Source organism: Palleronia rufa (genome assembly GCF_000743715.1).
Classification (GTDB): Bacteria; Pseudomonadota; Alphaproteobacteria; order Rhodobacterales; family Rhodobacteraceae; genus Palleronia; species Palleronia rufa.
The window spans coordinates 171,705-194,479 of sequence record NZ_JQEY01000006.1 but is presented as its reverse complement, the minus strand read 5'-3'; the positions used below and the strand labels follow the sequence as shown (position 1 = coordinate 194,479).

The following is a 22,775-nucleotide window of genomic DNA, read 5'->3' as shown; positions in this document are numbered from 1 at the left end:
GCCCAGGGTTGCGGCCAGGGCGCTCATCGGGAACCGTCCTTCGGCTGCGACTGCGCAAGCCACGTCAGTTTTTTTGAGCGCGATTCATCCAGCGCCTCCTTGAGGATCTCGACTTTTAGCGTCTTGCGCCGAGCTGGCGCTCCAGTTCGCGGATGCGATCCTCCATCTGGCGGACGGCGCGATTGCTCGTGACGTCATCGTCCCCGGATACGGCCACAGCTCCCCCTTCCAGCATCAAACGCCGCCAACGATACAGCAGGTCCGGCGCCACGCCATTGCGGCGCGCCACGACTGAGATACTGGCGGTCTCGTCCAGCGTCTCCTCGACGATCCGCAGCTTCTCGGAAGACGACCGGCGCCGCCTGCGGCCGACATCGGTGATGATCTCAAAGTCAGACATAAGCACGTGCTAAGGGCTTTCCCTAAGCCTCCATGGCTATGCCCGAGTGTCCGGTCGAAACGGGGGCCAGCTACCCTCCTCCGGTTCACTGCAGCATACTCCAAGCACACACCGCGCGCCGGGCGCGGCGGTCCCGGCCATAGACGAACACGCCCGCGACGCCGGTGCGCGAACGGGTTTGCCAGGCACGGTGGGGCGGCACCGCCGGTCGCACGGTGTCCGCCGTGGCGGGGTGGCCCGCGCGCTAGCCGCGCCAGCGCTCCAGCCCGTCCAGCACCGCGGCGGTGAGGCGCTGGGGGTGTTCGGCCCGTAGCAGGTAGGGGCACGGATCCTCCAGCCGCTCGCGCACGGCGCCCATGGTAAAGGCGTTCGCGGCATCGAGGCCGCCAAGCTCGTCCCAGTCTACCGGCACGGCCACCGGCGCGCCGCTCCGGGCGCGGAGCGAATAGGGCGCGACGGCCGTGGCGCCGCGTTCGTTGCGGAGCCAGTCGATGAAGATCCGGCCCTTGCGCCTGGCCTTGGACATGGTGGCGGTGAACCGCTCCGGCTCGGCCTCGGCCAGGACATGGGCGAGGGTCTTGGAGAAGGTCTTGGCCAGGGTCCAGTCGTGATGGCGGCTGAGCGGCAGCCAGACGTGGATGCCCTTGCCCCCCGTCACCATGGCCCCGGCCTCCAGCCCCAGGTCCGCCAGGCGGTCGCGCAGATCCAGCGCGGCGGCGCGGGTGGCGTCCCAGCCCAGCCCCTCGTCGGGGTCGAGGTCGAACACCAGGCGGTCGGGCCGCTCCAGCCGGTCGGTGCGGCTGCCCCAGATGTGGAATTCCACCGTGCCCATCTGCGCGGCGGCGACGAAACTCTCGGTCCGGGTGGCGTAGATATAGGTGGCGGTATCGCCGTCGGATTCCTCGATCTCGATGGGCTGGAGCGCGTCCGGAAACCCCTTTCCGGCGTGTTTCTGAAAGAAGGTCTGCCCGTCGATCCCCTTTGGCGCGCGCACCAGAGACAGCGGCCGGTGCCCGGCGATCTCGACCAGGCGCGCGCCGACCCGTTCGTAGTGCCGCGCGATGTCGAGCTTGGTGCAGCCCGAGCGCGGGAACACCGCGCGGTCGGGCGAACTGATCCCGACCCCCGCCACGGTGGTGTCGTCGGGCGCGCCAGCAGGGGTTTCGAGCGTCACCGCCTCGGGCGATTTGTCCCCGCGCGTGCCCTGATAGGCGCCGTGGCGGATATGGCCGTCGGCGGTGAATTCAATGAACTCGACCTCTATCACCGTGTCGGGCGTGACCCAGACCGCGTTCCGTGCCACGTCGCGCGGCACCTTCTGGAACGGCGGCGTCTTGCGGCTGCGGAACCCGTTCGCCAGCGCCTCCAGGTCGTCGCCGGAAAACCCCGTCCCGACGCGCCCGCGATAGCGCAGCCCGTCGGGGCCGTGCTCTCCCACCAGCAGGGAGGCGAACGGCCGCTCCTTGTCCGACGGCGCGTAGCCGCCCACCACGAATTCCTGCCGGCGGGTGCATTTCACCTTGCGCCAGGCGGTCGTGCGCTTGCCCCGGTAGGGGGCATCCAGCTGTTTGGAGACGATCCCCTCCGCCCCCTCCCGGCAGGCGGCGGCGAAGACCTCGGGCCCGTGGCCCACGATCCGGTCGGTGAGCCGCAGCGGGCCGTCCGCCGGCACGCCGCGAAACAGCCGCTCCAGACGGTCGCGGCGGTCCTGCTGGGTTTCGGCGGTCAGATCCTCGCCATCCAGCGCCAGAAGGTCGAAGGCGAAGAACACCAGCCCGCCCCCCTCCGACAGCGCCCTCTGCAGCGACGAGAACGGCGAGCCGCGGATCCTGGCCGCCATCACCTCGCCATCCAGCAGCGCCGAATCGCAGGGCAGCGGGTCGAACGCGCCCGAGAGCGCGGCGAACCTGTCGGTCCAGTCCTTGCCATTGCGGGTCCAGAGCGTCACGCCGCCCTTGCCCAGCGCCGCCAGGGCGCGGTAGCCGTCGAACTTGGTCTCATGCGCCCAGCCGTCGCCTTCGGGCGCCTCTTCGACCAGCGTGGCAAGCTGCGGCTTGCGGAAACGGGGCGCGCGCTTGCTGCGGTCCGGGCCGGGCGCCGCGACCTCTCCGGCGTCGTCCCCGGCCGCGATGGCGTCCATGTCGCGCGCCGTGGCGACCGAGACGAGATGCGCGCCGGTCAGCGCCTCGCCGTCGTCCTGCGCGTAGTCGTCCTTTTCCTTGATCAGCAGCCAGGCGCCGTCGCCGCCCTTTCTGAACCGCACCAGCGCCCAGCCGCCGCGCATCCGCTCACCGGCGATGTCCATCTTGAGGTTGCCCTTGTCGAGCATCGCCGCCACATCGCCGCGCGGCGACCACGTGCCCCGGTCCCAGAGCATCACCGTGCCGCCGCCGTATTCGCCCTTGGGGATCGTGCCCTCGAAATCGCCGTAGTCGAGAGGATGGTCTTCGGTCCGCTGCGCCAGCCGCTTGTCGCCGGTCCGGGGGCTCGGCCCCTTGGGCACCGCCCAGCTGAGCAGCACCCCGTCCCATTCCAGCCGCAAATCGTAGTGCAAAGATGAGGCATCGTGCTTCTGGACCGAGAACCACAGCGTCCCGGGATCGCTCTGGCCGGGCGCGCCTTTCGGCTCCCGCGTCTTGCGGAAATCGCGCTTGGCGTTGTAGGCGGCCAGCTTGTCGGCCATCACGACGCCTTCTTGCGCGTGCCGCCGGATTTCGCGGACTTGGCCTTGGCCCTGGATTTCGCGCCGCCCCTGGCCCCGTTGCCGCCCTTGGCCCCGTTGCCGCCCTTGCCGAGCGACGCCTTCAGCGCGCTCATCAGGTCCACCACGTTGTCGCCGGCGCCTTCGTCATCGTCGGAGGCCTGCACCTTGTCGGTGTCCTTGTCCTTGCGCTTGGCCTCGACCAGCGCCAGCAGCGCCTGGTGATAGCTGTCGGAATAGGCGCCGGCGTCGAAGGGTTTGGTCTTCTTCGCGATCAGCTGCGTGGCGAGGTCGAGCATCTCCTCGTCCGGGGACTCGTCCTCGATTTGTGCGAACATCGGCTCGGCCTCCCGGATCTCATCGGCGTAACGCAGGGTTTCCAACAGCAACCCGTCGCCGCAGGGCCGGATCGCTGCCAGATGTTCCTTGCCGCGCAGGGTGATCTGGCAGAGCCCGGACTTCTTCTCGGCCCGGAGCGCGTCGCGGACGACGCGATAGGCATCCTCGGCCAGATCGTCCTTGGGGACCATGTAGTAGGGCCGGTCGTAGTAGAGCGGCGGGATCTCATGGTTGCCGACGAATTGCAGCAGTTCCAGCGTCTTGGAGGTCTCGACCTTGAGCCGGTCGATCTCTTCGGGGTCGATCAGGATGTAGTCGCCGTCCTCGGTCTCATAGCCCTTGACGATGTCCTCCGACTTCACCGGGCCGACGCCCGCGGCGGTCTTTTCGTAGCGGACGCGTTTGCCCGATGGCTTGTGAATCTGCCGGAACGACACCCGCGCCCCGCCGGTGGTGGCGGCGAAGATCTCGACCGGGATCGAGACCAGCGACAGGCGCAGCTGGCCGGTCCAGACGGCGCGTGGGGCCATGACGGATCCTCCCTGTTGGACCGGGGTCAACGCCCCGGCCCGGCGGGGCGGTTCCGTCAGCCCCGCAGCGTGCCCCCGGTGGCGGCCGAGACCTTGGCGACGACCTTCTGCGCGACGGCCTCGATCTGGGCATCGGTCAGCGTGCGGTCGGTGGGCTGGATGCGCACGGTGATGGCCAGCGACTTCTGCCCCTCTCCCAGCGCGCCGCCGGTGAACTGGTCGAAGACGCGCACCTCCTCGATCAGCGCCTTGTCCGCACCTTGCGCGGCGGCGACGACCTGACCCGCCTCCACCCCCGCGTCGAGCACGAAGGCGAAGTCGCGCTCTACCGCCTGCAGATCCGACAGGACCAGCGCGGGGCGCGCGGCGGCGGCCCTGCGCGGGGCGGGGATCTCCGCCGGCCAGAGGGCGAAGGCCACGGCCGGGCCCCGGACGCCCATTGCGCGCAGCACCTTGGGATGGACCTCACCGAACACGCCGAGGGTCTTCTTCGGCCCCAGGCAGATGCGCCCGTGGCGGCCGGGATGCCACCAGGCGGCCCCCTCGCGCAGGATCTGGACCTTGGCCGGCGCGCCGAGGGCGGCCAGCACCGCCTCTGCATCGGCCTTGACGTCGAAGGGATCGACGGGGCGGGACGCGCCATGCACGTCCTTCGGCCCGGTGCGCCCGGTCAGCAGGGCGGCGACCTGGGTGCGCTGATCGCCGGGCTCGCCGCCGTGAAACACCGCGCCGACCTCGAAAAGCGCCAGATCCCCCTGCCCGCGCTTCTGGTTGCGCGCCGCCGCCTGGAGCAGGCCCGGCAGCAGGTCCGGACGCAGGTGGCTCATCTCCGAAGAGATCGGGTTGTCCAGCCGCGTGGCATCGGTGCCGCCGTCGAAGAGCGCGGCAGAGGCGCCGTCGATGAAGGAATAGCTCACCACCTCATTGTAGCCGAGCGCCGCGCAGCTGCGCCGGGCGGTCTGTTCGGCCCGCTGGCCCGGCGTCAGGATCGGCGCGGGCACGCCGGGTTCGGCGCGCGGCATGGGCTGCGGCACCAGCCGGGTGAGGCTGGCGACGCGCGCGACCTCCTCCACCAGATCGGCCTCTCCCTGCACGTCGGGCCGCCAGCTTGGCACCCGGGCCATGTCGCCCTCCATTCGGAAGCCCAGCGCCTCCAGCGTCCCGCGCTGGGTCGCCTCCGGGATCTCCATGCCCACCAGCGACGCGCAGCGCGCCGCATCCAGCCGGTAGGCGCGCGCATGGTCGGGGGCGGCGCCCGCCTCGACCGCCTCGGACGGCTCGCCGCCGCAGAGATCGAGGATCATCCGTGTGGCGGCCTCTAGTCCTGCGCGGGTCCAGGCGGGATCCACCCCGCGTTCGAACCGGTAGCGCGCGTCCGAGTTGACCTTGAGCGCGCGGCCCGTGCGGGCAATTCCTACCGGATCCCACCACGCGCTTTCCACAAACACGTCCGTGGTGGCGTCCTCCACCCCCGTTGGCGCGCCACCCATGATGCCGGCGATGCTCTGGACACCGGCCGCGTCCGATATCGCCACCATGCCGGGAGCAAAGGTGTAGCTGCGCTCGTCCAGCGCCTCCAGCGTCTCACCGCCGCGGGCCAGATGCACGCGCAGATCGCCGGAAAGCCGGCCTGCGTCGAAGACGTGCAGCGGGCGGTTGCGGTCCACGGTGAAGAAATTGGTGATGTCCACCAGCGCGGAGATGGGGCGCAGCCCGATGGCCGTGAGCCGGGCCTGCAGCCAGGCGGGCGACGGCCCGTTGGTCACGCCGCGGATCAGCCGACCGGTGAAATGCGGAGCGAGCGGCAGCGCATCGCCGTCGATGGTGGCGCCGACGGGGCTGGGAAAGCGGCCCGCGACCGCTGCGGCCTCCTCCGGTTTCAGCGTGCCAAGACCCCGCGCGGCCAGATCGCGCGCGATGCCGCGCACGCCCAGCGCATCGGGGCGGTTCGGGGTGATGGCGATCTCGATCACCGGGTCGATGGCGTTCGGACGATGCTCGGCCAGCCAGTCCGCGAAGCTCTGCCCGACCTCGCCGGACGGCAGCTCGATGATGCCCTCGTGCGCGTCGCTGAGTTGCAACTCGCGCTCCGACGCCATCATGCCGTGGCTCTCGACCCCGCGGATCTTGCCGACCTGGATGGTGGTGTCGAGACCGGGGATGTAGGTGCCGGGGCTGGCGACCACCACGGTGATCCCGGCCCGCGCGTTGGGCGCGCCGCAGATGATCTGCGCGGGGCCGTCGGCCGTCTCTACGGTGCAGACGCGCAGGCGGTCGGCGTCGGGGTGTTTTTCGGCCGCGGTCACATGGCCCAGCCGGAAATCGCGCAAGGCGGCGGCGGGGTCGGTGACGTCCTCGACCTCCAGCCCCAGGTCGGTCAGGGCCTCGGCGATCGCGGCCACGCCGGCGTCGGTTTCAAGGTGATCCTTCAGCCAGGACAGAGTGAATTTCATCGGCCCGTTCCCCTTCGCAGTCGGTCGGGGGCGTATCGCAGCGCCGCGCGAATGGAAAGACGGATGCCGCATTGGACGTTGGCACCGGGCGGAGACGGCGGGGCATGGGTATTTGCGAAAGGGTGAGGGGACAGATCCGCCCCGATCCCGCCGTGCCGCGAGACCGGGGCGTCACCCTTTGCGGTCATCGGCTCCCCAGCCTGTACCGCCCCCGGACCATGGACCCGTTAAGGTTAAGGCGCCGTGAACGGCCGCCCTGCCGCCTTTGGAATATTCCCTGCGCGCCCCGCCGCCTCAGCGTCGCCTGGCAAGGTCCTTGTCGTCGCCCATGGCGGCAAGGCGGATCTCCCGCGCCAGGCTCAGGGTCGGCTTGGCGGCGAACAGCACCGATCCGATGACGAAGAACCAGATCGCCAGGGTTTCGAGGCTCTTCCAGAAGAACAGGACAGAGCCGATCAAGAAGCACATGGCGGCGGAGAAATCGACGAGCGTCCGCACCAGCTCGACCCGCGCGTAGAAGCGCTGCGACCGCTCGGACTGCTGGCGGTTCTCGTGGCGGAAGAGGGTCAGGGCCATCGCGCGAACCTCAGACGCCGGCCCGCGGCGCCGGCACGGCCAGCGTGCAGATGCGGGAGAGCCGAAGCCGGCGTCGCTTCGACCCGAAGAAGACGCGCCGGCGGTTGGCATCGTGTTCCTCCTCGTCCGCCGTCACATGAACCAGGCGGACGTCACGCCAGGCGGCGGCGAGGTCCGAAACGCGCCCGACCTCCCGGCCCAGGTCGGTAAAGGCGTCCGCGATTTCGGTCACGGTGGCGGAGGTATCGAGATGGTTTTGTTGCAGAAAGGCCGCCTGAGGCGTGAGTGTCCCTTTCCCGTTCGGGTTCAGGCCACGCGGACGACCTCGGCGGTGCCGAGCGCGTTGAAGCGATTGATAAGGGCGACACGGATGTGGATTTCGGCGGTCTGGCGGTCTGGGTCTCTCGCGGCGATGCGCTCGCCGAAGGCCTTCAGGCATCGCATCTTGGCCTCCACGCGGCTTCGGGCGTGGTATCCGGTCCACCGCTTCCAAAACGCCCGACCGTAGTGACGCGTGGCGCGCAGGGTTTCGTTGCGTGCCTTGGCAGCCGGACAGTCCTCCTTCCAAGCCCGACCGTTCCTTCGGATGGGTATGATTGCCGTGCCACCGCGTGCGATGACGGCGCCGTGGCAGCGGCGGGTGTCGTAGGCGCCGTCCGCGGTCACGGTGCCGATGTCTTCGTCTTCGGGGATCTGGCCCAACAGGTCCGGCAGGACGGGGCTGTCGCCTTCCCGGCTGTGGGTGAACTCGACGGCCAGGATATCCGAGGTGGCGGTGTCCATCGCCAGATGCACCTTGCGCCATTGGCGGCGACCCTGAATGCCATGCTTCCGGGCCTGCCACTCGCCATCGCCGAGGAACTTGATGCCGGTGCTATCAACCAGCAGGTTCAGTGGCCCGCCAGCACGGCGATAGGGGATCTGAACCTTCAAGGTCTTCTGCCTACGGCACAGGGTCGAGTAGTCCGGAACGGGCCAGTCCAGCCCCGCGAGTCGCAGCAGACTGGCGACCATCCCGGCAGTCTGTCTGAGCGGCAACTTGAACAGAACCTTGATCGATAGGCAGAACTGTATCGCGGCATTCGAAAAGACCGGGGGGCGCCCCGGGCGTCCCTCATGCGGCGCGTGCCAGGTCATCTCCTTGTCCAGCCAGATCAGCAGCGACCCGCGCTTCCTGAGCGCATCGTTGTAGGTGGACCAGTTCGTCGTGCGGTAGCGGGCGGGCTTGGGCTTGCTCATGCTGCTCGTCTAAGCGCATGAATTCCCGATGTGAATCCTTTACGGCTAGAGTTCTGCAACAACGCCGTATCGTAGGCTCCGTCAGCGGTGATCGATCCGATCTCCACGCCGGCGGGGATCTGGTTGAGCAACTCGGGCAGCATGGGCGCGTCCCCGACGTTGCTTCCGGTGATCTCGATGGCTCGGATCTCCAGCGTGCGTTCATCGACGCCGATGTGGATCTTGCGCCATAGACGGCGTTTCGCGCCGCCATGCTTGCGGGCGTTCCACTCGCCTTCACCCTCTGCCTTGATGCCGGTGCTGTCGATCAACAGGTTCAGCGGCCCATCTGAGCCGCGGTAGGGAATAGTCACGGACAAGGYCTTCTGGCGCCGGCTCAGTGTGCTGAAGTCGGGCACCGCCCAGTCGAGGCCGACCAGGCGCAGGAGGCTTTCAATGAACCCGGTCGTCTGTCGGAGCGCCATGCCGAAAAGGACTTTCATCGTCAGGCATGYCTGGATCGCGGCGTCGCTATATAACGGCTGCCGGCCTCGCTTGCCGGTCGGCGGCGGCACCCAGACCATGTCCGGATCGAACCAGATCGTCAGGGAACCACGCTGCTTCAGCGCTTCGTTGTAGGCCGGCCAGTTCTTTGTCTTGTAGCTCGGCGGGATCGGTCTGCTCATGCAGGACAGCTACCACGCTGGATTCACGAGATGAATCCCTCACCCAATCTTTGCGCAACAAAGCCGACAGCCGCCATGCCGGCACCCGGCGTGTCGCCCGGTCCACGATCGCGACCGCCGCATCGGAATGCAGGCGATATCCGCGCACCAGGCTTGGTTTGGCCGGTCGATCGGCAGACCCCGGAGCAGAGACGGATACTTGCGGTGCTCCGGGTGAGGCACAGTCGTGCGCGGCCGCCGGTGGACGGCCCGCRGAYCCATCCGGGCCATCGGCCGCCGGACCGCAGTGGCCCCGGTTGCGCAGGTGCCTCGCCATCCGGCGGCTGCCGTGGAACGGCGTCTCTACGAACTGCGCGTCGATCGGCTTCGTCAGCGCCAGGTTCAGCGGGCTCTCGCCCTTGCCCGGGCGACCGGCTGATGCCGATCAGGGCGCAWTGTCGGGGGATCGACAATGCCGGGTGGGGGGCGGCGATCGTCTCAGGCTTCCGGGCCGCGCTCAGCGGCCGGAGGCTTTGGCTGGAAAAATCGCGGTCTCCCCCAAGCTGGCCGATCCTGGCGTGCAGCTTCTCGATCTCGCCGTCCTTCCCGACGGCCTTCGCCTCGGCCTTGCCCGGGAAAATCCCCGACATGCCCGCGAGCGCCTGCCGCTTCGAGGTGTCGATCGGAGCCCGATGCACGCCGGGCTTCGCCACCGGCCCGGCCGCCGTCATCTCCTCACGGATCGACCCGAGCGCCACCTTCGCCTCGAACTCGGCACTGTAGTTCCTTCGTTTGCCAGCCATGCTGTTCGTCCTTGCCACCGTTGGCGGCAAGCTTGGCCGGACGACCGGTTTTCGGGGGCCACGTCACTTTCCTCTGGAGCAGCCGGCACGGCCTTAGGGTTTCGCGTTTCGCGTCAGCGGGACTTCTCTCCTGCCGCAAACCGGCAGACCGGTGGCGAATGGACCAAGGTTCGCCACGTGGACACCCCGGGTCAGACGGATCCTGTTCTCTTGCGTGCAGGCCGGAAGCGTCAGGCTGTATCCGGGAGGATCCGCTTGGTGATGACACGGAACGGCGCCAGGGCGATCACGGCGAGCGACAGTTTCACCAGCCAGTCGGCCAGGGCGAGCGACATCCACAGCGGCGCCTCCGGACCCGTGCCCAGCAGCGGCAGGACGGCGTTTGCCCAGGACACGTCCTCTGAGGGATGCAGGACGGTCAGCCAGGATGAGAACGCGATGGTGAAGAACAGCACCGTGTCGAGCGCCGACCCCGCCAGCGATGAGACGAGCGGTGCCGACCACCAGCGGCCGCCGCGGATCCGGTCGAACACGGCGATGTCCACAAGTTGCGCCGCCAGAAACGCGGTGCCTGACGCGATGGCGATGCGGAGCGTCACCAGAGGGCCGAACTCACCCGTGATCTGGGTGCCGATCAGCGAGCAGAGGACGCCCGTCGCGAAGCCCGCATAGACCACCTTCCGGGCGGTCGCGGCGCCGTAGACGCGGTTCATGACGTCGGTGACCAGGAACGCCAGCGGATAGGTGATCGCGCCCCAGGTCAGCCACTGGCCCAGCAGGCGCTGCACCAGGATGTTGGAGGCCACCACGATGATGGCCATGGCGAGGATGCCGGGAAGAAGGCGGGTCATGGTCCGATCCGTTTTGGCAAGGTTGCGGAAACTTGGCCCCGCTCGCGGCGGGACGGGTGCCAATACCGCCCGCGCGCGCCGGAGGCAAGCGTCAGTCCTCCAGCGCCAGTTCCACGAACTCGGTCGTCTGGAAAAAGATGAAGTTGTCGTCGGATATCATCGTGATCCGGGGCTTTCCGTCCTTGCTGCGCCAGACCGACAGCCCTTCTAGATTGTCGAACTGGCCGACCTCGGATGTCAGCAGCGTCTCTGCCGTCATTTCCGGCAGGGTGAATCGGCGCACCCGGCTCTGGAACCCGAAGATCCCGCGCAGGGCGCGCTCCAGCAGGTAGAGCCGCCCTTCGTCGTCGAAATCCATGCCGACCGCAGAATAGTCGTCGGATGTCGGGATCACCGGTCCGGACCGCCATTCGCGGCCCTCCCGGATCCAGGTGGTGTAGCCGGCGGGGCCGGGAAGCTCGGCGATGGTCCAGACGCGGTTGCGGTCATCGACGGCAAGCCCTTCGAGTCCCTTGTTGTTCGGCAGCAGCGCAAACTCCGTCGTATAGCCCAGGGTCGTGGCCGGGCCGTCTGGTGTATCGTATCGCCAGACGCGCCCGCGCTGCTCGAAAGAGACGTAGAGCCGTCCGCGGCGATCGCGCGCCAGTCCTTCGGAATCGGGAAACGGCTCCTGGTCCATGAGTTCGCCGGTGATCCCCCTCAGCGGGCGGGACGGCTCTGATTCGATAGCGGTGATCTGGCCCTCCGATCCGCGCACGAAGCGGCCGTCGACAAGCTGGCCCTGGTCGTTCAGCACGGTGAATGTGGTTCCGCCGGGATCGACCTCGATCGCTGAAAAGCCGCCGTGCGTCTCCAGATCAAGGTTCCAGTCGATCTGGGTCAGCGCGCCGCCGCCCGTGCTGTCGGCCGGCGCGCAGCCGACCACCACGGCCAGCGCCAGAACGCTCAGCGCGCGAGGACGGCCTGGCACGCGGCGGGCAGGTCGGCCATCCGAAGCTCCTGCTTCGGTGCGGCGCGGGGGGCGTTCGGGTCCGGTGGCGGCGGGTTCAGGATGTCGTTCACCCACCGCTGTGCATCCGCGCATCCGTCGCCCGGTGGCGGCGGGGTCTGGTCGACGCATTCCGGCGCATTGTCCGGGCAGGAGAGGCGGACGTGGAAGTGGTAGTGGTGCCCGTACCAGGGGCGCACTTTCCGCAACCATGACCTGTCGCCGGTTTCGTCGTTGCACATCTGCACCTTGGCGCCGGGAAAGATGAAGATCCGCGCGACTCGCGGATCCTTCGCGGCGGCCTTGATAAGCTCATGCTGAAAGGACGACCAGCGCTCGTTGGTATAGGCTCCCCCGGCACGGCGCATCGACACGGCGCTGACGCTCTCGCGTTGCGGACGGGACAGGCCAAGCGTGGCGGGCATCAGCCAGATGTCGGCATCCATCCCGATCTGGTGGCTGGCGTGGCCGGTCAGCATCGGCCCGCCCGACGGCTGGCTCATGTCGCCGACGTAGATTCCGTTGGACCCCGGCAGCGCCGCGGCCTGGCGGCTGAGGTCCTGCACGAAGTCGAGCATTTTGGGATGCGCCCAGTTCCGATTGCGGCTGAGGCGCATCGCCTGCCAGGTCGGTCCGGTCTCTGCGAGCTGCCGGCCGCCTGCCAGGCAGCCCTTGGAGTAGCCGCCGTAAGGTGCGGCCGGCAGGTCGGCGGGACGGCCCTTGGTGCCGAAGAGTTGCTTGGCCAGACCCGATTGCGTGACCTCGACGCCGGCAAGGCTGGGTGCGGGGACGTCCCGCCCGCCGCCCGCGCAGGCGCCCAGCGCGACAAGGCCGCATGCGGCCAGGATCCTTGTGATGCTCATGCTGCTCGATCTCCATCGGGATTGACCCAGCGTAGCAGAAACAATCCTGCCGCGAATAGCGCGATCAACGGCGATATGCCCAGTTGTTGCGATCCGGTCAGCGCCGTGGCCGCGCCGATGGACAGGGGCGCGATGAAGGACGTCGCCTTGCCCGACAGCGCGTAGAGTCCGAACGCCTCTGTCATGCGCTGCGCGTTGCCCTGGCGCACCATCATCGTCCGGCTGGCCGATTGCAGCGCGCCCCCCGCGGCCCCGATGACCGCCCCGATCACCAGAAACACGGTGTCCGGCAGGCTGGAGGTGGCGGACTGGGCAATGCCGAAGACGCTTTCGCGCGTGACGAAGAGGCAGGCCACGATGGTGAGCATCAGCACCCACGTGCAGGTCACGATCACCGGTTTGGGGCCGAACCGCAGGTCCGCGCGCCCGCCCAGCCATGCAAAGAGCGCGCCCGAGATCACCGCGAGGATGCCGAAGGTGCCGGTCTGGACCACCGACCAGTCGAGCACGCCGGCCGCGAAGATCGCGCCCAGCGCGTAGGCGCCCGACAGCCCGTCGCGGTAAAGCATGGAGGCGGCGAGAAAGGCGAACTGGCTGGGCGTCTCCGGCAGCCGGCGGATCGTGCGGCCCAGGTCGGACAGCGCGCGGCGGATGTCGGCCCTGCGGGGCGGGACGGCGGGGGCGGTTTCCTTCACCCACAGGAAGAACGGCACCATGAATACCAGATACCACAGCGCCGTGAACGGCCCGACGAACCTTGTGCCCTCGCGCGTTTCGGGGTCCAGTCCCAGCACCGGCGCGATGCCGATCAGCGTCCGGCCCGTCGCCTCGTCCTCCGCGAAAAGGGCCAGCATGAGCACCAGGGCCACCAGCCCGCCCAGATAGCCGAACGCCCAGCCGGAACCGGACAGGCCTCCGATCTTGTCGCGCGGGGCCAGGTCGGGCAGCATCGAGTTGGTGAAGATCGTGGCGAACTCCATGCCGATGAGGCCAAGGCCGAAGAAGACCAGCGTGCGCACCAGGTCGAAGTCCTGCGGGGCGGCGAACCACAGCATCCCCGCGCCCAGCACGTAGAGCGCCGAGAAGCCCCAGATCCACGGCATCCGCCGTCCGGTCTGGTCCGCGATCGCCCCCAGGACCGGCGCGAGAACCGCCATGACGATCCCCGCCGCGCCGATGCCAAAGCCCCAGGCCGACTGCGCCTTGCTGCCGTCCTGCAGGACGGAGGCGACATAGGGGCCGAAGATGAAGGTGATCAGCAGCGTGTTATAGGGCTGGCTGGCCCAGTCGAAGAAGAACCAGCCCCAGATCCGCTTGCGCGCCGATACCTCCGCCATGCCCGCTGTCCCTGCCGGTTTCCCACGTGCATCAAACAGCGTCCGCGGGCGCCCGGAAAGCGCTAATCCCGCATCGGCGGCCAGGGGCGGGTGTCGTCGGCCTCGGCCCAGGCGCGCACCCAGCCGGGCAGGGGCGGGCTGTCGCCGTAGCCCAGGGTGCGCGCGGCCTCTGCCATGGGAATCATCCGCTTGCGATCCGTCGCGGCCGACCGGAACAGCCCGTGGCTGGTGCATTCCCCGCCCCGGAACATCGCCTGTTCGGAATAGAGGAACTTCGCGTCCCAGCCGATCAGCCGGGACCGCATCTCCAGCCGGTCGAACATCTGCACCCGGCGGCGATAGCGCACCGAACTGCCCGCCACGGTGCCGACCCACCCCTGGGCCCGCATCTTGGAATGGATGCCGTTGCGCAGGAACAGCACCACCCGGCCCAGATCGAACAAGGTCAGCGTGCGCCCGTTGTTGAGCTCCATCCACAGGTCGATGTCGATCGGCCAGCACAGGTGATGGCCCACATGGGTGTCGAAAAGCCCGAGCTTCGGTGCGCTCCGATGCACGGCGATCTCTTTGGCGAAGCGCAGGAGGGGATACATGGCCGGATCCTTTCGCCGCCCCGCGTGGCCCGTCCCCCGACGCGGGTCAAGTCTTGCCCGCACGCCCGGGCGTCGTTACGTAGCGATCTGGCGCGTCCATCATGTCCCGAAGGAGCCTTGCCCATGATGTCGATCATCCAGATCCTGCTGCTTATCCTCGACGTGGTCTGGTTCATCATGATCGCCCATATCGTCATGTCATGGCTGATCAACTTCAACGTGCTGAACCTGCGCCAGCCCCTGATCGCGCAGATCTGGGACGGGCTGAACCGCCTGCTGGAGCCGCTCTACGCCCCGATCCGGCGGGTCCTGCCGCCCATGGGCGGGCTGGACCTGGCGCCGCTGGTGGCGCTGATCGCGGTCTATGCGCTCAGGATCATCCTGATCAACAACGCGCCCGCCTTCGCCTGAGGGCCGCTCCCTTGTGGCGGGGGCGTCTTTGTGAAACCTCTGCGGTTCAATCGAACAGTCACCTGCAGGCCCCATGACCCAGGCACAGGACCTCCTGCGCAGCGTATTCGGATTCGACGGCTTCCGCCCCGGCCAGGCCGAGATCGTGGAGGCCGTCGCGGACGGGCAGCCGATGCTGGCGATCATGCCGACCGGCGGCGGAAAGTCGCTGTGCTACCAGTTGCCGGCGCTGATGCGCGAGGGGGTGACGCTGGTGATCTCTCCGCTCATCGCGCTGATGCGCGACCAGGTGCGCGCCCTGCGCGCAGCGGGGGTCGAGGCCGGCGCGCTGACCAGTTCCAACACCGACGACGAGACCGCAGCGGTTTTCGCCGCGCTTGATGCCGGGACCCTGCGGCTGCTGTATCTCGCGCCCGAGCGGCTGGCGTCGTCCGAGCGGCTGCTGGCGCGCGCCGGCGTGTCGCTCATCGCCGTGGATGAGGCCCATTGCGTCAGTCAGTGGGGTCACGATTTCCGCCCCGACTACTTGCGGATCGGCGCGCTGCGCCGGTCCATGGGTGTGCCGCTGGCCGCCTTCACCGCCACCGCCGACGCGGAAACGCGGGATGAGATCGTCGCCCGGCTCTTCGACGGCGTCGCTCCCACGCTGTTTCTGGGCGGGTTCGACCGGCCCAACATCCACCTGGCCTTTCAACCCAAGGACAAGCCGCGCGACCAGATCCTGGCCTTCGCCGCCGCCCGCAAGGGGCAATCCGGCATCGTCTATTGCGGTACCCGCGCCAAGACCGAGAGCCTGTCCGCCGCGCTGGGCGCCCAGGGCCACAGTGCGGCCTTCTACCACGGCGGCATGGATCCGGCGGACCGGCGCGCGGTCGAGACCCGATTCGCGGCAGAGGACGGTCTGATCGTCTGCGCCACCATCGCCTTCGGCATGGGCGTGGACAAGCCCGACATCCGCTGGGTCGCCCATGCCGACCTGCCGAAGTCCATCGAGAGCTACTACCAGGAAATCGGCCGCGCGGGCCGCGATGGCGCGCCCGCGGAAACGCTGACCCTCTACGGCCCCGAGGACATCCGCCTGCGCCGCAGCCAGATCGACGAAGGCGCCGCTCCGAACGACCGCAAGCAGGCCGACCACGGCCGGCTCAACGCGCTCCTGGGTCTGGCCGAGGCGCTGGGTTGCCGGCGTCAGGTCCTGCTGGGCTATTTCGGAGAGTCGCACGACCCCTGCGGCACCTGCGATCTCTGCGACCGGCCGCCAGAGACCTTCGACGGGACAGAGCCGGTGCGCATGGCGCTGTCGGCGATCCTGCGCACGGATGAGAGGTTCGGAACCGGGCATCTGGTTGACGTTCTGGTGGGGCGCGCCACCGACAAGGTGCGCGCGCGAAACCATGACGACCTGCCTACCTTCGGCGTCGGCAAGGACCGCACGGCGCGCGACTGGCAGGCGATTTTCCGGCAGATGATGGGCCGCGACCTGGTCCGCCCCGACCCCGAGCGCCACGGCGCCCTGCGCATGACGCAAGCCGCGCGCCCGGTGCTGCGCGGCGAGGCTTCGGTCGAACTTCGCCGCGACGCGATGCGCACCCCCGACCGGCCCGTGGCCCGCGCGCTGGTCTCGGATGAGGACGCGCCGCTGCTGTCCGCGCTGAAGGCCAAGCGCCGGGCGCTGGCAGAGGCGCAGGGCTGGCCTCCGTACATGATCTTCAACGACAAGACCCTGATCGAGATGGCCGAAACGCGTCCCGCAACGCTCGACGACATGGCGCGGATCGGCGGCGTCGGCGCCACCAAGCTGGAGCGTTACGGATCGGCCTTTCTGGATGTCATCGCAGGCGGCGCCGAAGAGATGCATCCGGCGCGCCGCAAGCTGGCGGGGCGTGCGGCGGGCGGCGTGTACGACCGCCTGCTGTCGGTGCAGGGCGCCCTGACGCGGGGGCCGGACGGAACCGGCAAGCCCATGTCCTGCACCGCCGGAACGCTGCGCTGGATTGCCGAGCGCCAGCCCGGCAGCCTGGACGAACTGGCCCGCGCGCCGGGCCTTTCCGCGCCGAAGCTCGACCGTTTCGGCGCCGCGTTCCTTGAGGTCTGCCGCGACGGGGCCTAGGTGGTCCGGCCAAGGAGGTGCGCCATGCTGATCGTGATCTCGCCTGCCAAGCGGCTGAACTGGGATGTCCCCAAGGGCCGGATGCTGGTGCCGCGTCTGCAGGACCAGGCCGACGCGCTCGCCGGTCACGCCCGGCAGCTGTCGCTCAGGGATCTCAGGACGCTCATGGGCCTCAGCGAGGATCTCGCCCGGCTGAACCGGGACCGCTTCCGCGCCATGAAGGATCCGGAGGCGGACCCGCGCCCCGCCGCCCGCGCCTTCGCCGGCGACACCTACCAGGGGCTCGACTACGCCAGCATGGATGAGACGGGCGCCGATTTCGCCGACGATCACCTCAGGATCCTGTCGGGTCTCTACGGTCTCTTGCGGCCTCGCGACGCGATCCTGCCCTACCGGCTAGAGATGGGCAGCCGCCTGAAGACCCGGCGCGGCAAGACGCTCTACGACTTCTGGGGCGACAGGATCGCGGAGCAACTGTCGCGCGACGCCGCGGATGCCGGAACGGGCGTGCTGGTGAACTGCGCCAGCCAGGAGTATTTCGGCGCCGTGGATGGCCGCGTCCCCGGCCTGAGGGTCGTCACGCCCCGGTTTCTCGACGAAAAGGACGGCGAGGCGAGGGTGATTTCCTTCTACGCTAAGCGTGCGCGGGGCGCGATGGCGCGCTTCATCTGCGAAAACCGCCTGACCGATCCGGAGGCGCTTTGCGGGTTCGCCTCGGGCGGCTATGTCCACGCTCCGGATCGGTCGGAGCCGGACGCGCCGACCTTCCTGCGCAGCGAAGAGGCCGCGGCGGCGGCGTGATCAGAGCGGCCTGACGGCGGCGATCTGCCGTTCCAGAAGCTCCCGTTTCAGCGGCTTGGTCAGCACGTGGTCGAGTCCCGCGGCCAGAATCGCGTCGATGTCGTCCTGCATCGCGTGGGCGGTCATGGCGACGATGCGCAGGGGCGCGCGCCCGGTCTCCGCCTCCCAGGCGCGCAGGCGCCGGGTCAGCTCGGTGCCGTCCATGTCGGGCATGGAAATGTCGGTCAGGACAAGGTCGGGCGCATCGGCGGTGATCGCGGCCAGGGCCTCTGTGCCGGTTTCCACCATGGTGAGGGCGACGCCGGAGGGTTCGAGCAGCTTTTCCAGCACCATGCGGTTGACCGCATTGTCCTCTGCCGCAAGGACGCGGATCGCCCCGGAGACCGCGCGCGCAGGCTCTGCCCCGATGCGCGCCAGGTCCGGCGCGGGCGCGGAACGCGCCGTCGCCGCGGAACGGAGCGCGGTCGCGCGGTCCGGGCCGGGGGTCGCACGGGCAGAGGGCGCGGGCTGTGCCGCGACCGCGGGCGGAACGGCTTGCGTCACGGGGTCCAGTTGCAGGGACAGCCCGAACCGGGCGCCGCCACCGGGGCGGGGGGCGTACCAGATGTCTCCGCCCATCAGATCCACCAGCCTCCGGCACACGGCGAGCCCCAGACCGCGCCCGCCGAGCCCGGAGCCGAACCCCTCGCCCTCCTGCACGGCCCCGTCGAAAACCCTGTCCGCGCGGTCCGGCGGCACGCCCGGGCCGGTATCCTCGACCTCGATTACGGTTCTTCCGCCGTCGCGCCGGATGCTCAGCGTCACCGATCCCGCCTCGGTGAACCTGACAGCGTTGCCCACCAGGTTGGTCAGGATCTGCCGCAGCCGGCGCGGATCGCCGCGCAGCAGACCCGGCACGTCGCGATCCCGGTCCAGCGCCAGGTTCAGACCCTTTTTCCAGCATGTCGCGCGAAAGCTCGCCAGAACGCTTTCCACGACGTCGGACAGATCGAAGGTCCTGGCATCTATGGAGATCGCGCCGGCTTCGATGGCGGAAAAATCCAGGATGTCGTCCAGCAGGACAAGAAGCGCCTCCGAACTGCTGCGCAGCGTGTCGATCATCTCATGCTGGCGTTCCGTCAGGTCCTCGTCCATCAAGAGCGTCGCCATGCCGACCACGCCGTTCGCAGGGGTCCTGATCTCATGGCTCATGTTGGCGAGGAAGGCGGATTTGGCGCGGGTCGCGGCCGCGGCCAGGTGGTGCATCCGCTCAAGCTCCGCCTGCTGCCGTTTCAGGGCGGTGACATCCACCCGCAGGCCGACGATACTGCCGTCGGAGGTCCGGCGCTCCAGCACCTGGATCCAGCGGCCGTTCCCCAGCTGGATCTCCAGGGGCGCGTCGTCGGGGTTGAGGTGCCGGCGCATCCGGTCGGCCAGCCATGCCTCTTCCCGGCCGGCGGATTCGGCGTACTGGCCGCGTTCCAGCCCGTGACGCAGCAGGTCCTCGAACCGGATGCCGGGGCGGATGGCGTCCGCCGAGCGGTCGTACATCTGCCGATAGGGCGCGTTGCAGATCACCAGCCGGTCGTCGCGGTCGTAGATGGCGAACCCGTCCGGGATCGCCTCGATCGCCTCGCGGATATGGATCGCCTCGGTCTGGTTGACGACCATCGACACGATCCCGCCGTTGGGCAGGTGGCGTTCGGACAGGCTGTAGTTGCGCCCGTTCCAGAAATGAAGCGTCTCGTCCGGAATCGTGCGCATGCGCAGCCGGGCGATCATCCGTTCGGTCCAGCCGTCGCCCTCCGGTCCGGGATCTATTGCGCCCTCCTCTATCAGCAGGTCGCACAGGCGGCGGTAGCTGATCCCCCGCTCGATCTCTGCCAGACCGTCGAAGGGCGAAAGGTAGGCGGTATTGGCGACCACCAGCCGATGTTCCTTGTCGAACAGGGCAAAGCCGTCGCGCAGGGCCTGAAGGGCGGCCCAGAGGCTGCGTTCGTCTGCCTTCGCGTTGCTGGCGATATCGGCCAGCCGCCGGTCGAGCGCGTCGCGCTCTTGCTTCAGGCCGGCCACGGCGGCGCGCAACGCCTCCAGTTCTTCGCGTTTTTCGATGACCTGTCCGGTCAAGCGTTTGGTCAGCACCTCCAGCCGCGCGCGGCTTTCCCGCGCGCGGGTGCTTTCGGTCTTGAGATTCGCCTGGGCGGCAAGCCGGTGGCGCCGCTCCTGCCTGAGATCCTCGATCTGGTACGTCATGCCCGGCCCGCCCGTTTCGCAACTGGCCCCACCGTTGCGGATCAGACTTAAGACCGGGTTAAGTGCGTCTCAGACGCGTTCGATCGCCAGGGCGATGCCCTGTCCCCCGCCGATGCACATGGTGATCAGCGCGAGCCGGCCGTCGATGCGCTCCAGTTCGTACATCGCCTTGATCGTCAGGATCGCCCCCGTCGCCCCGACCGGATGGCCGAGCGCGATGGCGCCGCCATTCGGGTTCACCTTGTCGGGGTCCAGCCCCAGTTCCCGGTTCACCGCCACGGCCTGCGCGGCGAAGGCCTCGTTCGATTCGATCACGTCGAAATCCCCGACGCCCAGGCCCGTCCGGTCGCAAAGGTTGCGCACGGCGGGCACCGGGCCAATGCCCATGACCTCTGGCCGGACGCCGGAATGGCCGTATCCCAGCACGCGGAAGGCGGGCGTCAGGCCAGCGCTCTTCGCCGCGTCTCCCCGTGCCAGTACCAGCGCCGCCGCGCCGTCGTTGATGCCGGAGGCGTTGCCCGCGGTCACCGTGCCGTCCTTGCGGAACACGGCCTTCAGCCCGGCCAGCTTCTCCAGAGAGGTCTGTTTCGGATGTTCGTCCTTGGCGACGGATAGCGTCTCGCGCTTCTGTTTCACTTCCACGGGGACGATCTGGCGCTGAAAGCGGTCCTCTGCCATGGCGCGGGCGGCCCGCTCCTGGGAGGTCATGGCGAAGCGGTCCTGCGCTTCGCGGCTGATCTGGTGTTCCTCGGCGACATTCTCGGCGGTGACGCCCATGTGGCCGGTTCCGAACGGGCAGTTGAGCGCGCCCAGCATCATGTCGCGCGTCTCCACGTCGCCCATCTTCTGTCCCCAGCGCGCCGCCGGCACGATATAGGGCGACCGGCTCATGCATTCGGCCCCCCCGGCAAGCGCGAAATCCGTGTCGCCCATCGCCAGAGTCTGAATCGCGCTGACGATCGCCTGCGCGCCGGAGCCGCAAAGCCGATTGACGTTCATCGCCGGCACGGTCTCCGGCACGCCCGCCTCCATCGACGCGACGCGGCTGAGATACATATCCCTCGGCTCGGTGTTGATGACATGGCCAAAGACAACATGGCCGATACGCTCTCCCTCGATCCCGGCGCGTTCCAGCGCCGCGCGCGTCACGGTCGCGGCAAGCTCGATGGGTGGGGTGCCCGACAGGCTTCCGCCGAAGGTGCCCACCGGAGTCCGGGCGCCGCTCAGGATGACGATATCGTCCAGCATGGTCTTACTCTCCCTCTCTGCCTTGGTTCGGACCTAGTGCGGACGGGCGCCGCGGCACCTCCGTTCACGGGCGTGTAACCGCGGTTCGCGCCGGCTTCTGTTTTGCGCGCGGCGTGCTATCCTGCGCCGCGATGCAGACAACCTCCGGTAGTTTCATGACGCGCCTGACGTCTTTGCTGATCGCCGTCGCCACGGCGTCGCCCGCCGTCGCGCAGGACGCGCGCGAAGCGGACCCGGTGCCCGCCGCCATCGCGACGCCGGAGACGGAGAGCACGGCCGAGCGGCGCCCGCGGCCGCCGCGCGCGCGGCCCCAGACCCTGTCCGCCGTGCCGCCGCAGCAGGGCGCCTTCGAAACCTGGCTCGACGCTTTTCGCGGACGTGCCCTTACCCGTGGCGTGCGGCGCGACGTGGTCGATGGGGCGCTGGACGGGTTGCTCTACATGCCCGATGTCGTCGGCGCGGCGCGCGACCGGGCCGCCGTCGCCCGACCGATCCGCGAATATCTCGACGCCGCGGTGTCTGAGGACATGATCGCGGCGGGCCGTGCGGCGCTCGACGACCGGTCCCGGCTCTTCGACGCGATAGAGACCCGCTATGGGGTGGAGCGGGAGATCCTTGCCGCGATCTGGGGGGTCGAAAGCACCTATGGCACCCGCAGGGGGGACACCGACCTGATCGCGGCCCTGGCGACGCTGGCCCGGGACGGGGAGCGCCCGGCGTTCTTCGAATCGCAGCTGGTCGCGGCGCTGAAGATCCTCGAAACCGGGGACGTGAGCCGGGAGGCGTTGCGTGGAACCCCGGTCGGCACCATGGGCCACACCCAGATCGTCCCGACCACCTACCTGGTGCAGGCGGTCGATTTCAACGGCGATGGCAGGCGCGACGTCTGGGGCGACAGCCCCGCCGACGCGCTGGCCTCCGCCGCCAGCGGCCTGGCCGCCCATGGCTGGGTGAAGGGGATGCCCTGGGGGGTCGAGGTCCGCGTCGCGGACGGTTTCGACTACCGCCTCGCCCGCCGGGACGAACGACGTCTGCCGTCCGATTGGGCCGCGCTTGGCGTGACCGGCGTGGATGGCGAACCGGTGCCGGATTTCGGTGAGGCTTCCGTCCTGCTCCCTGCCGGGTCGGAGGGCGCGGCCTTCCTGATCTTCCAGAACTTTCACGTGCTGGAACGGGTCAACACCGCCGATGCCTATGTGATCGGTGTCGGGCACCTGGCCGACCGGCTGGCCGGCAAGGGTCCGTTGCAGGCCGACTGGCCCAGCGACGACCGTGCGCTCACCGAAGGCGAGCGCATGGAGCTTCAGCGCCGCCTGACCGCCGCCGGGTTCGACACGCAGGGGGTGGATGGCAAGATCGGCCCGCTCACCATCGCGGCGGTCCGCGCCTACCAGAGGTCCGCGGGGATGGTGCCGGACGGCTATGCATCGCTCCGGGTGCTGCGCCGGCTCCGCGCGGGCTAGGGCGGCACAGGCGCTCCGGTCGGCCGCCCGCCGGCGGCGGGTCCCCCAGGCGATGCCGCCTTATGGTGTCCGCCGCCACCGCGTCTGAGCCGGTCGTCGCAGGGGCGATCCGGTCGTCGGCGCGCGTGCCGGACCCGTTATCCTTTCGGGCCGAAACGCAGGCCGTCGGTGGCTCCCCTTGCCGCGCATCGGC

18 protein-coding genes and 2 pseudogenes are annotated in these 22,775 nt (G+C 69.0%); 5 read left to right on the top strand and 15 right to left on the bottom strand.

Features of this window, described 5'->3' with window-relative positions; translation table 11 throughout:
• The 8 genes and pseudogenes from KW83_RS10520 to KW83_RS10485 all read right to left on the bottom strand — a co-directional run.
• Positions 1–400: pseudogene (locus tag KW83_RS10520) on the bottom strand (transposase); the annotation flags it as partial.
• Between the two features lie 244 nt (positions 401–644).
• Positions 645–3,083: a DNA ligase D gene (gene ligD, locus KW83_RS10515; protein ID WP_036178190.1), complete on the bottom strand. Its 2,439-nt coding sequence runs from the start codon at positions 3,081–3,083 to the stop codon at positions 645–647.
• Complete coding sequence (ku, locus tag KW83_RS10510; RefSeq protein ID WP_036178188.1) at positions 3,083–3,970, bottom strand: non-homologous end joining protein Ku; 888 nt, start codon at positions 3,968–3,970, stop codon at positions 3,083–3,085. Before ku ends, ligD begins: the two co-directional genes overlap by 1 nt.
• Positions 3,971–4,026: 56 nt before the next feature.
• Positions 4,027–6,423 carry a phenylalanine--tRNA ligase subunit beta gene (gene pheT, locus KW83_RS10505; protein WP_036178185.1) on the bottom strand — a complete coding sequence of 799 codons (2,397 nt, stop codon included), beginning with the start codon at positions 6,421–6,423 and terminating at the stop codon, positions 4,027–4,029.
• 294 nt (positions 6,424–6,717) lie between these two features.
• Positions 6,718–6,999 (bottom strand): YrhK family protein, encoded by a 282-nt coding sequence (locus KW83_RS10500; RefSeq protein ID WP_407667856.1) that lies wholly within the window; start codon positions 6,997–6,999, stop codon positions 6,718–6,720.
• 10 nt (positions 7,000–7,009) lie between these two features.
• On the bottom strand, positions 7,010–7,231 hold the full coding sequence (locus KW83_RS10495) for a hypothetical protein (RefSeq protein ID WP_036178183.1): 222 nt from the start codon (positions 7,229–7,231) through the stop codon (positions 7,010–7,012).
• A 74-nt stretch (positions 7,232–7,305) separates the two neighbouring features.
• Entirely contained in the window at positions 7,306–8,238 is a 933-nt protein-coding gene (locus tag KW83_RS10490) for an IS5 family transposase (protein ID WP_036173704.1), read from the bottom strand.
• A gap of 65 nt (positions 8,239–8,303) precedes the next feature.
• Positions 8,304–8,903, bottom strand: a pseudogene (locus KW83_RS10485) (IS5 family transposase); the annotation flags it as partial.
• Positions 8,904–9,320: 417 nt separating this feature from the next.
• Between KW83_RS10485 and KW83_RS10480 the strand changes: the two are divergent.
• Entirely contained in the window at positions 9,321–9,665 is a 345-nt protein-coding gene (locus KW83_RS10480; protein WP_036178181.1) for a hypothetical protein, read from the top strand.
• Between the two features lie 250 nt (positions 9,666–9,915).
• Here KW83_RS10480 and KW83_RS10475 read toward each other — a convergent pair whose 3' ends face one another.
• From KW83_RS10475 to KW83_RS10455, 5 genes are all read right to left on the bottom strand, one after another.
• Entirely contained in the window at positions 9,916–10,536 is a 621-nt protein-coding gene (locus KW83_RS10475; protein WP_036178179.1) for a queuosine precursor transporter, read from the bottom strand.
• 91 nt (positions 10,537–10,627) lie between these two features.
• A complete protein-coding gene (locus tag KW83_RS10470; RefSeq protein ID WP_051928430.1) occupies positions 10,628–11,506 on the bottom strand; it encodes an esterase-like activity of phytase family protein in 879 nt (292 codons plus the stop codon).
• Positions 11,482–12,387: a penicillin-insensitive murein endopeptidase gene (mepA, locus tag KW83_RS10465; RefSeq protein ID WP_081904560.1), complete on the bottom strand. Its 906-nt coding sequence runs from the start codon at positions 12,385–12,387 to the stop codon at positions 11,482–11,484. Before mepA ends, KW83_RS10470 begins: the two co-directional genes overlap by 25 nt.
• Positions 12,384–13,763, bottom strand: coding sequence for an MFS transporter (locus KW83_RS10460; RefSeq protein ID WP_327203966.1), 1,380 nt, complete (start codon positions 13,761–13,763; stop codon positions 12,384–12,386). Before KW83_RS10460 ends, mepA begins: the two co-directional genes overlap by 4 nt.
• Before the next feature lie 23 nt (positions 13,764–13,786).
• Complete coding sequence (locus KW83_RS10455) at positions 13,787–14,317, bottom strand: acyl-CoA thioesterase (RefSeq protein ID WP_036178176.1); 531 nt, start codon at positions 14,315–14,317, stop codon at positions 13,787–13,789.
• Between the two features lie 123 nt (positions 14,318–14,440).
• Between KW83_RS10455 and KW83_RS10450 the strand changes: the two genes are divergently transcribed.
• From KW83_RS10450 to yaaA, 3 genes are all read left to right on the top strand, one after another.
• On the top strand, positions 14,441–14,728 hold the full coding sequence (locus KW83_RS10450) for a YggT family protein (protein WP_036178174.1): 288 nt from the start codon (positions 14,441–14,443) through the stop codon (positions 14,726–14,728).
• Positions 14,729–14,801: 73 nt separating this feature from the next.
• Entirely contained in the window at positions 14,802–16,838 is a 2,037-nt protein-coding gene (gene recQ / locus KW83_RS10445; RefSeq protein WP_036178172.1) for a DNA helicase RecQ, read from the top strand.
• A gap of 24 nt (positions 16,839–16,862) precedes the next feature.
• Positions 16,863–17,639, top strand: coding sequence for a peroxide stress protein YaaA (gene yaaA / locus KW83_RS10440; RefSeq protein ID WP_036178170.1), 777 nt, complete (start codon positions 16,863–16,865; stop codon positions 17,637–17,639).
• On the opposite strand, the gene KW83_RS10435 is transcribed toward yaaA, so the two are convergent.
• Both KW83_RS10435 and KW83_RS10430 read right to left on the bottom strand, forming a co-directional pair.
• Positions 17,640–19,871 carry a PAS-domain containing protein gene (locus KW83_RS10435; protein WP_051928429.1) on the bottom strand — a complete coding sequence of 744 codons (2,232 nt, stop codon included), beginning with the start codon at positions 19,869–19,871 and terminating at the stop codon, positions 17,640–17,642.
• Between the two features lie 69 nt (positions 19,872–19,940).
• Positions 19,941–21,116, bottom strand: a complete 1,176-nt coding sequence (locus KW83_RS10430) for an acetyl-CoA C-acyltransferase family protein (RefSeq protein WP_036178252.1) — start codon at positions 21,114–21,116, stop codon at positions 19,941–19,943.
• A 158-nt stretch (positions 21,117–21,274) separates the two neighbouring features.
• On the opposite strand from KW83_RS10430, the gene KW83_RS10425 reads away from it, so the two are divergent.
• Positions 21,275–22,582 carry a lytic murein transglycosylase gene (locus tag KW83_RS10425; protein WP_036178168.1) on the top strand — a complete coding sequence of 436 codons (1,308 nt, stop codon included), beginning with the start codon at positions 21,275–21,277 and terminating at the stop codon, positions 22,580–22,582.
• The last annotated feature ends 193 nt before the right edge of the window (positions 22,583–22,775 follow it).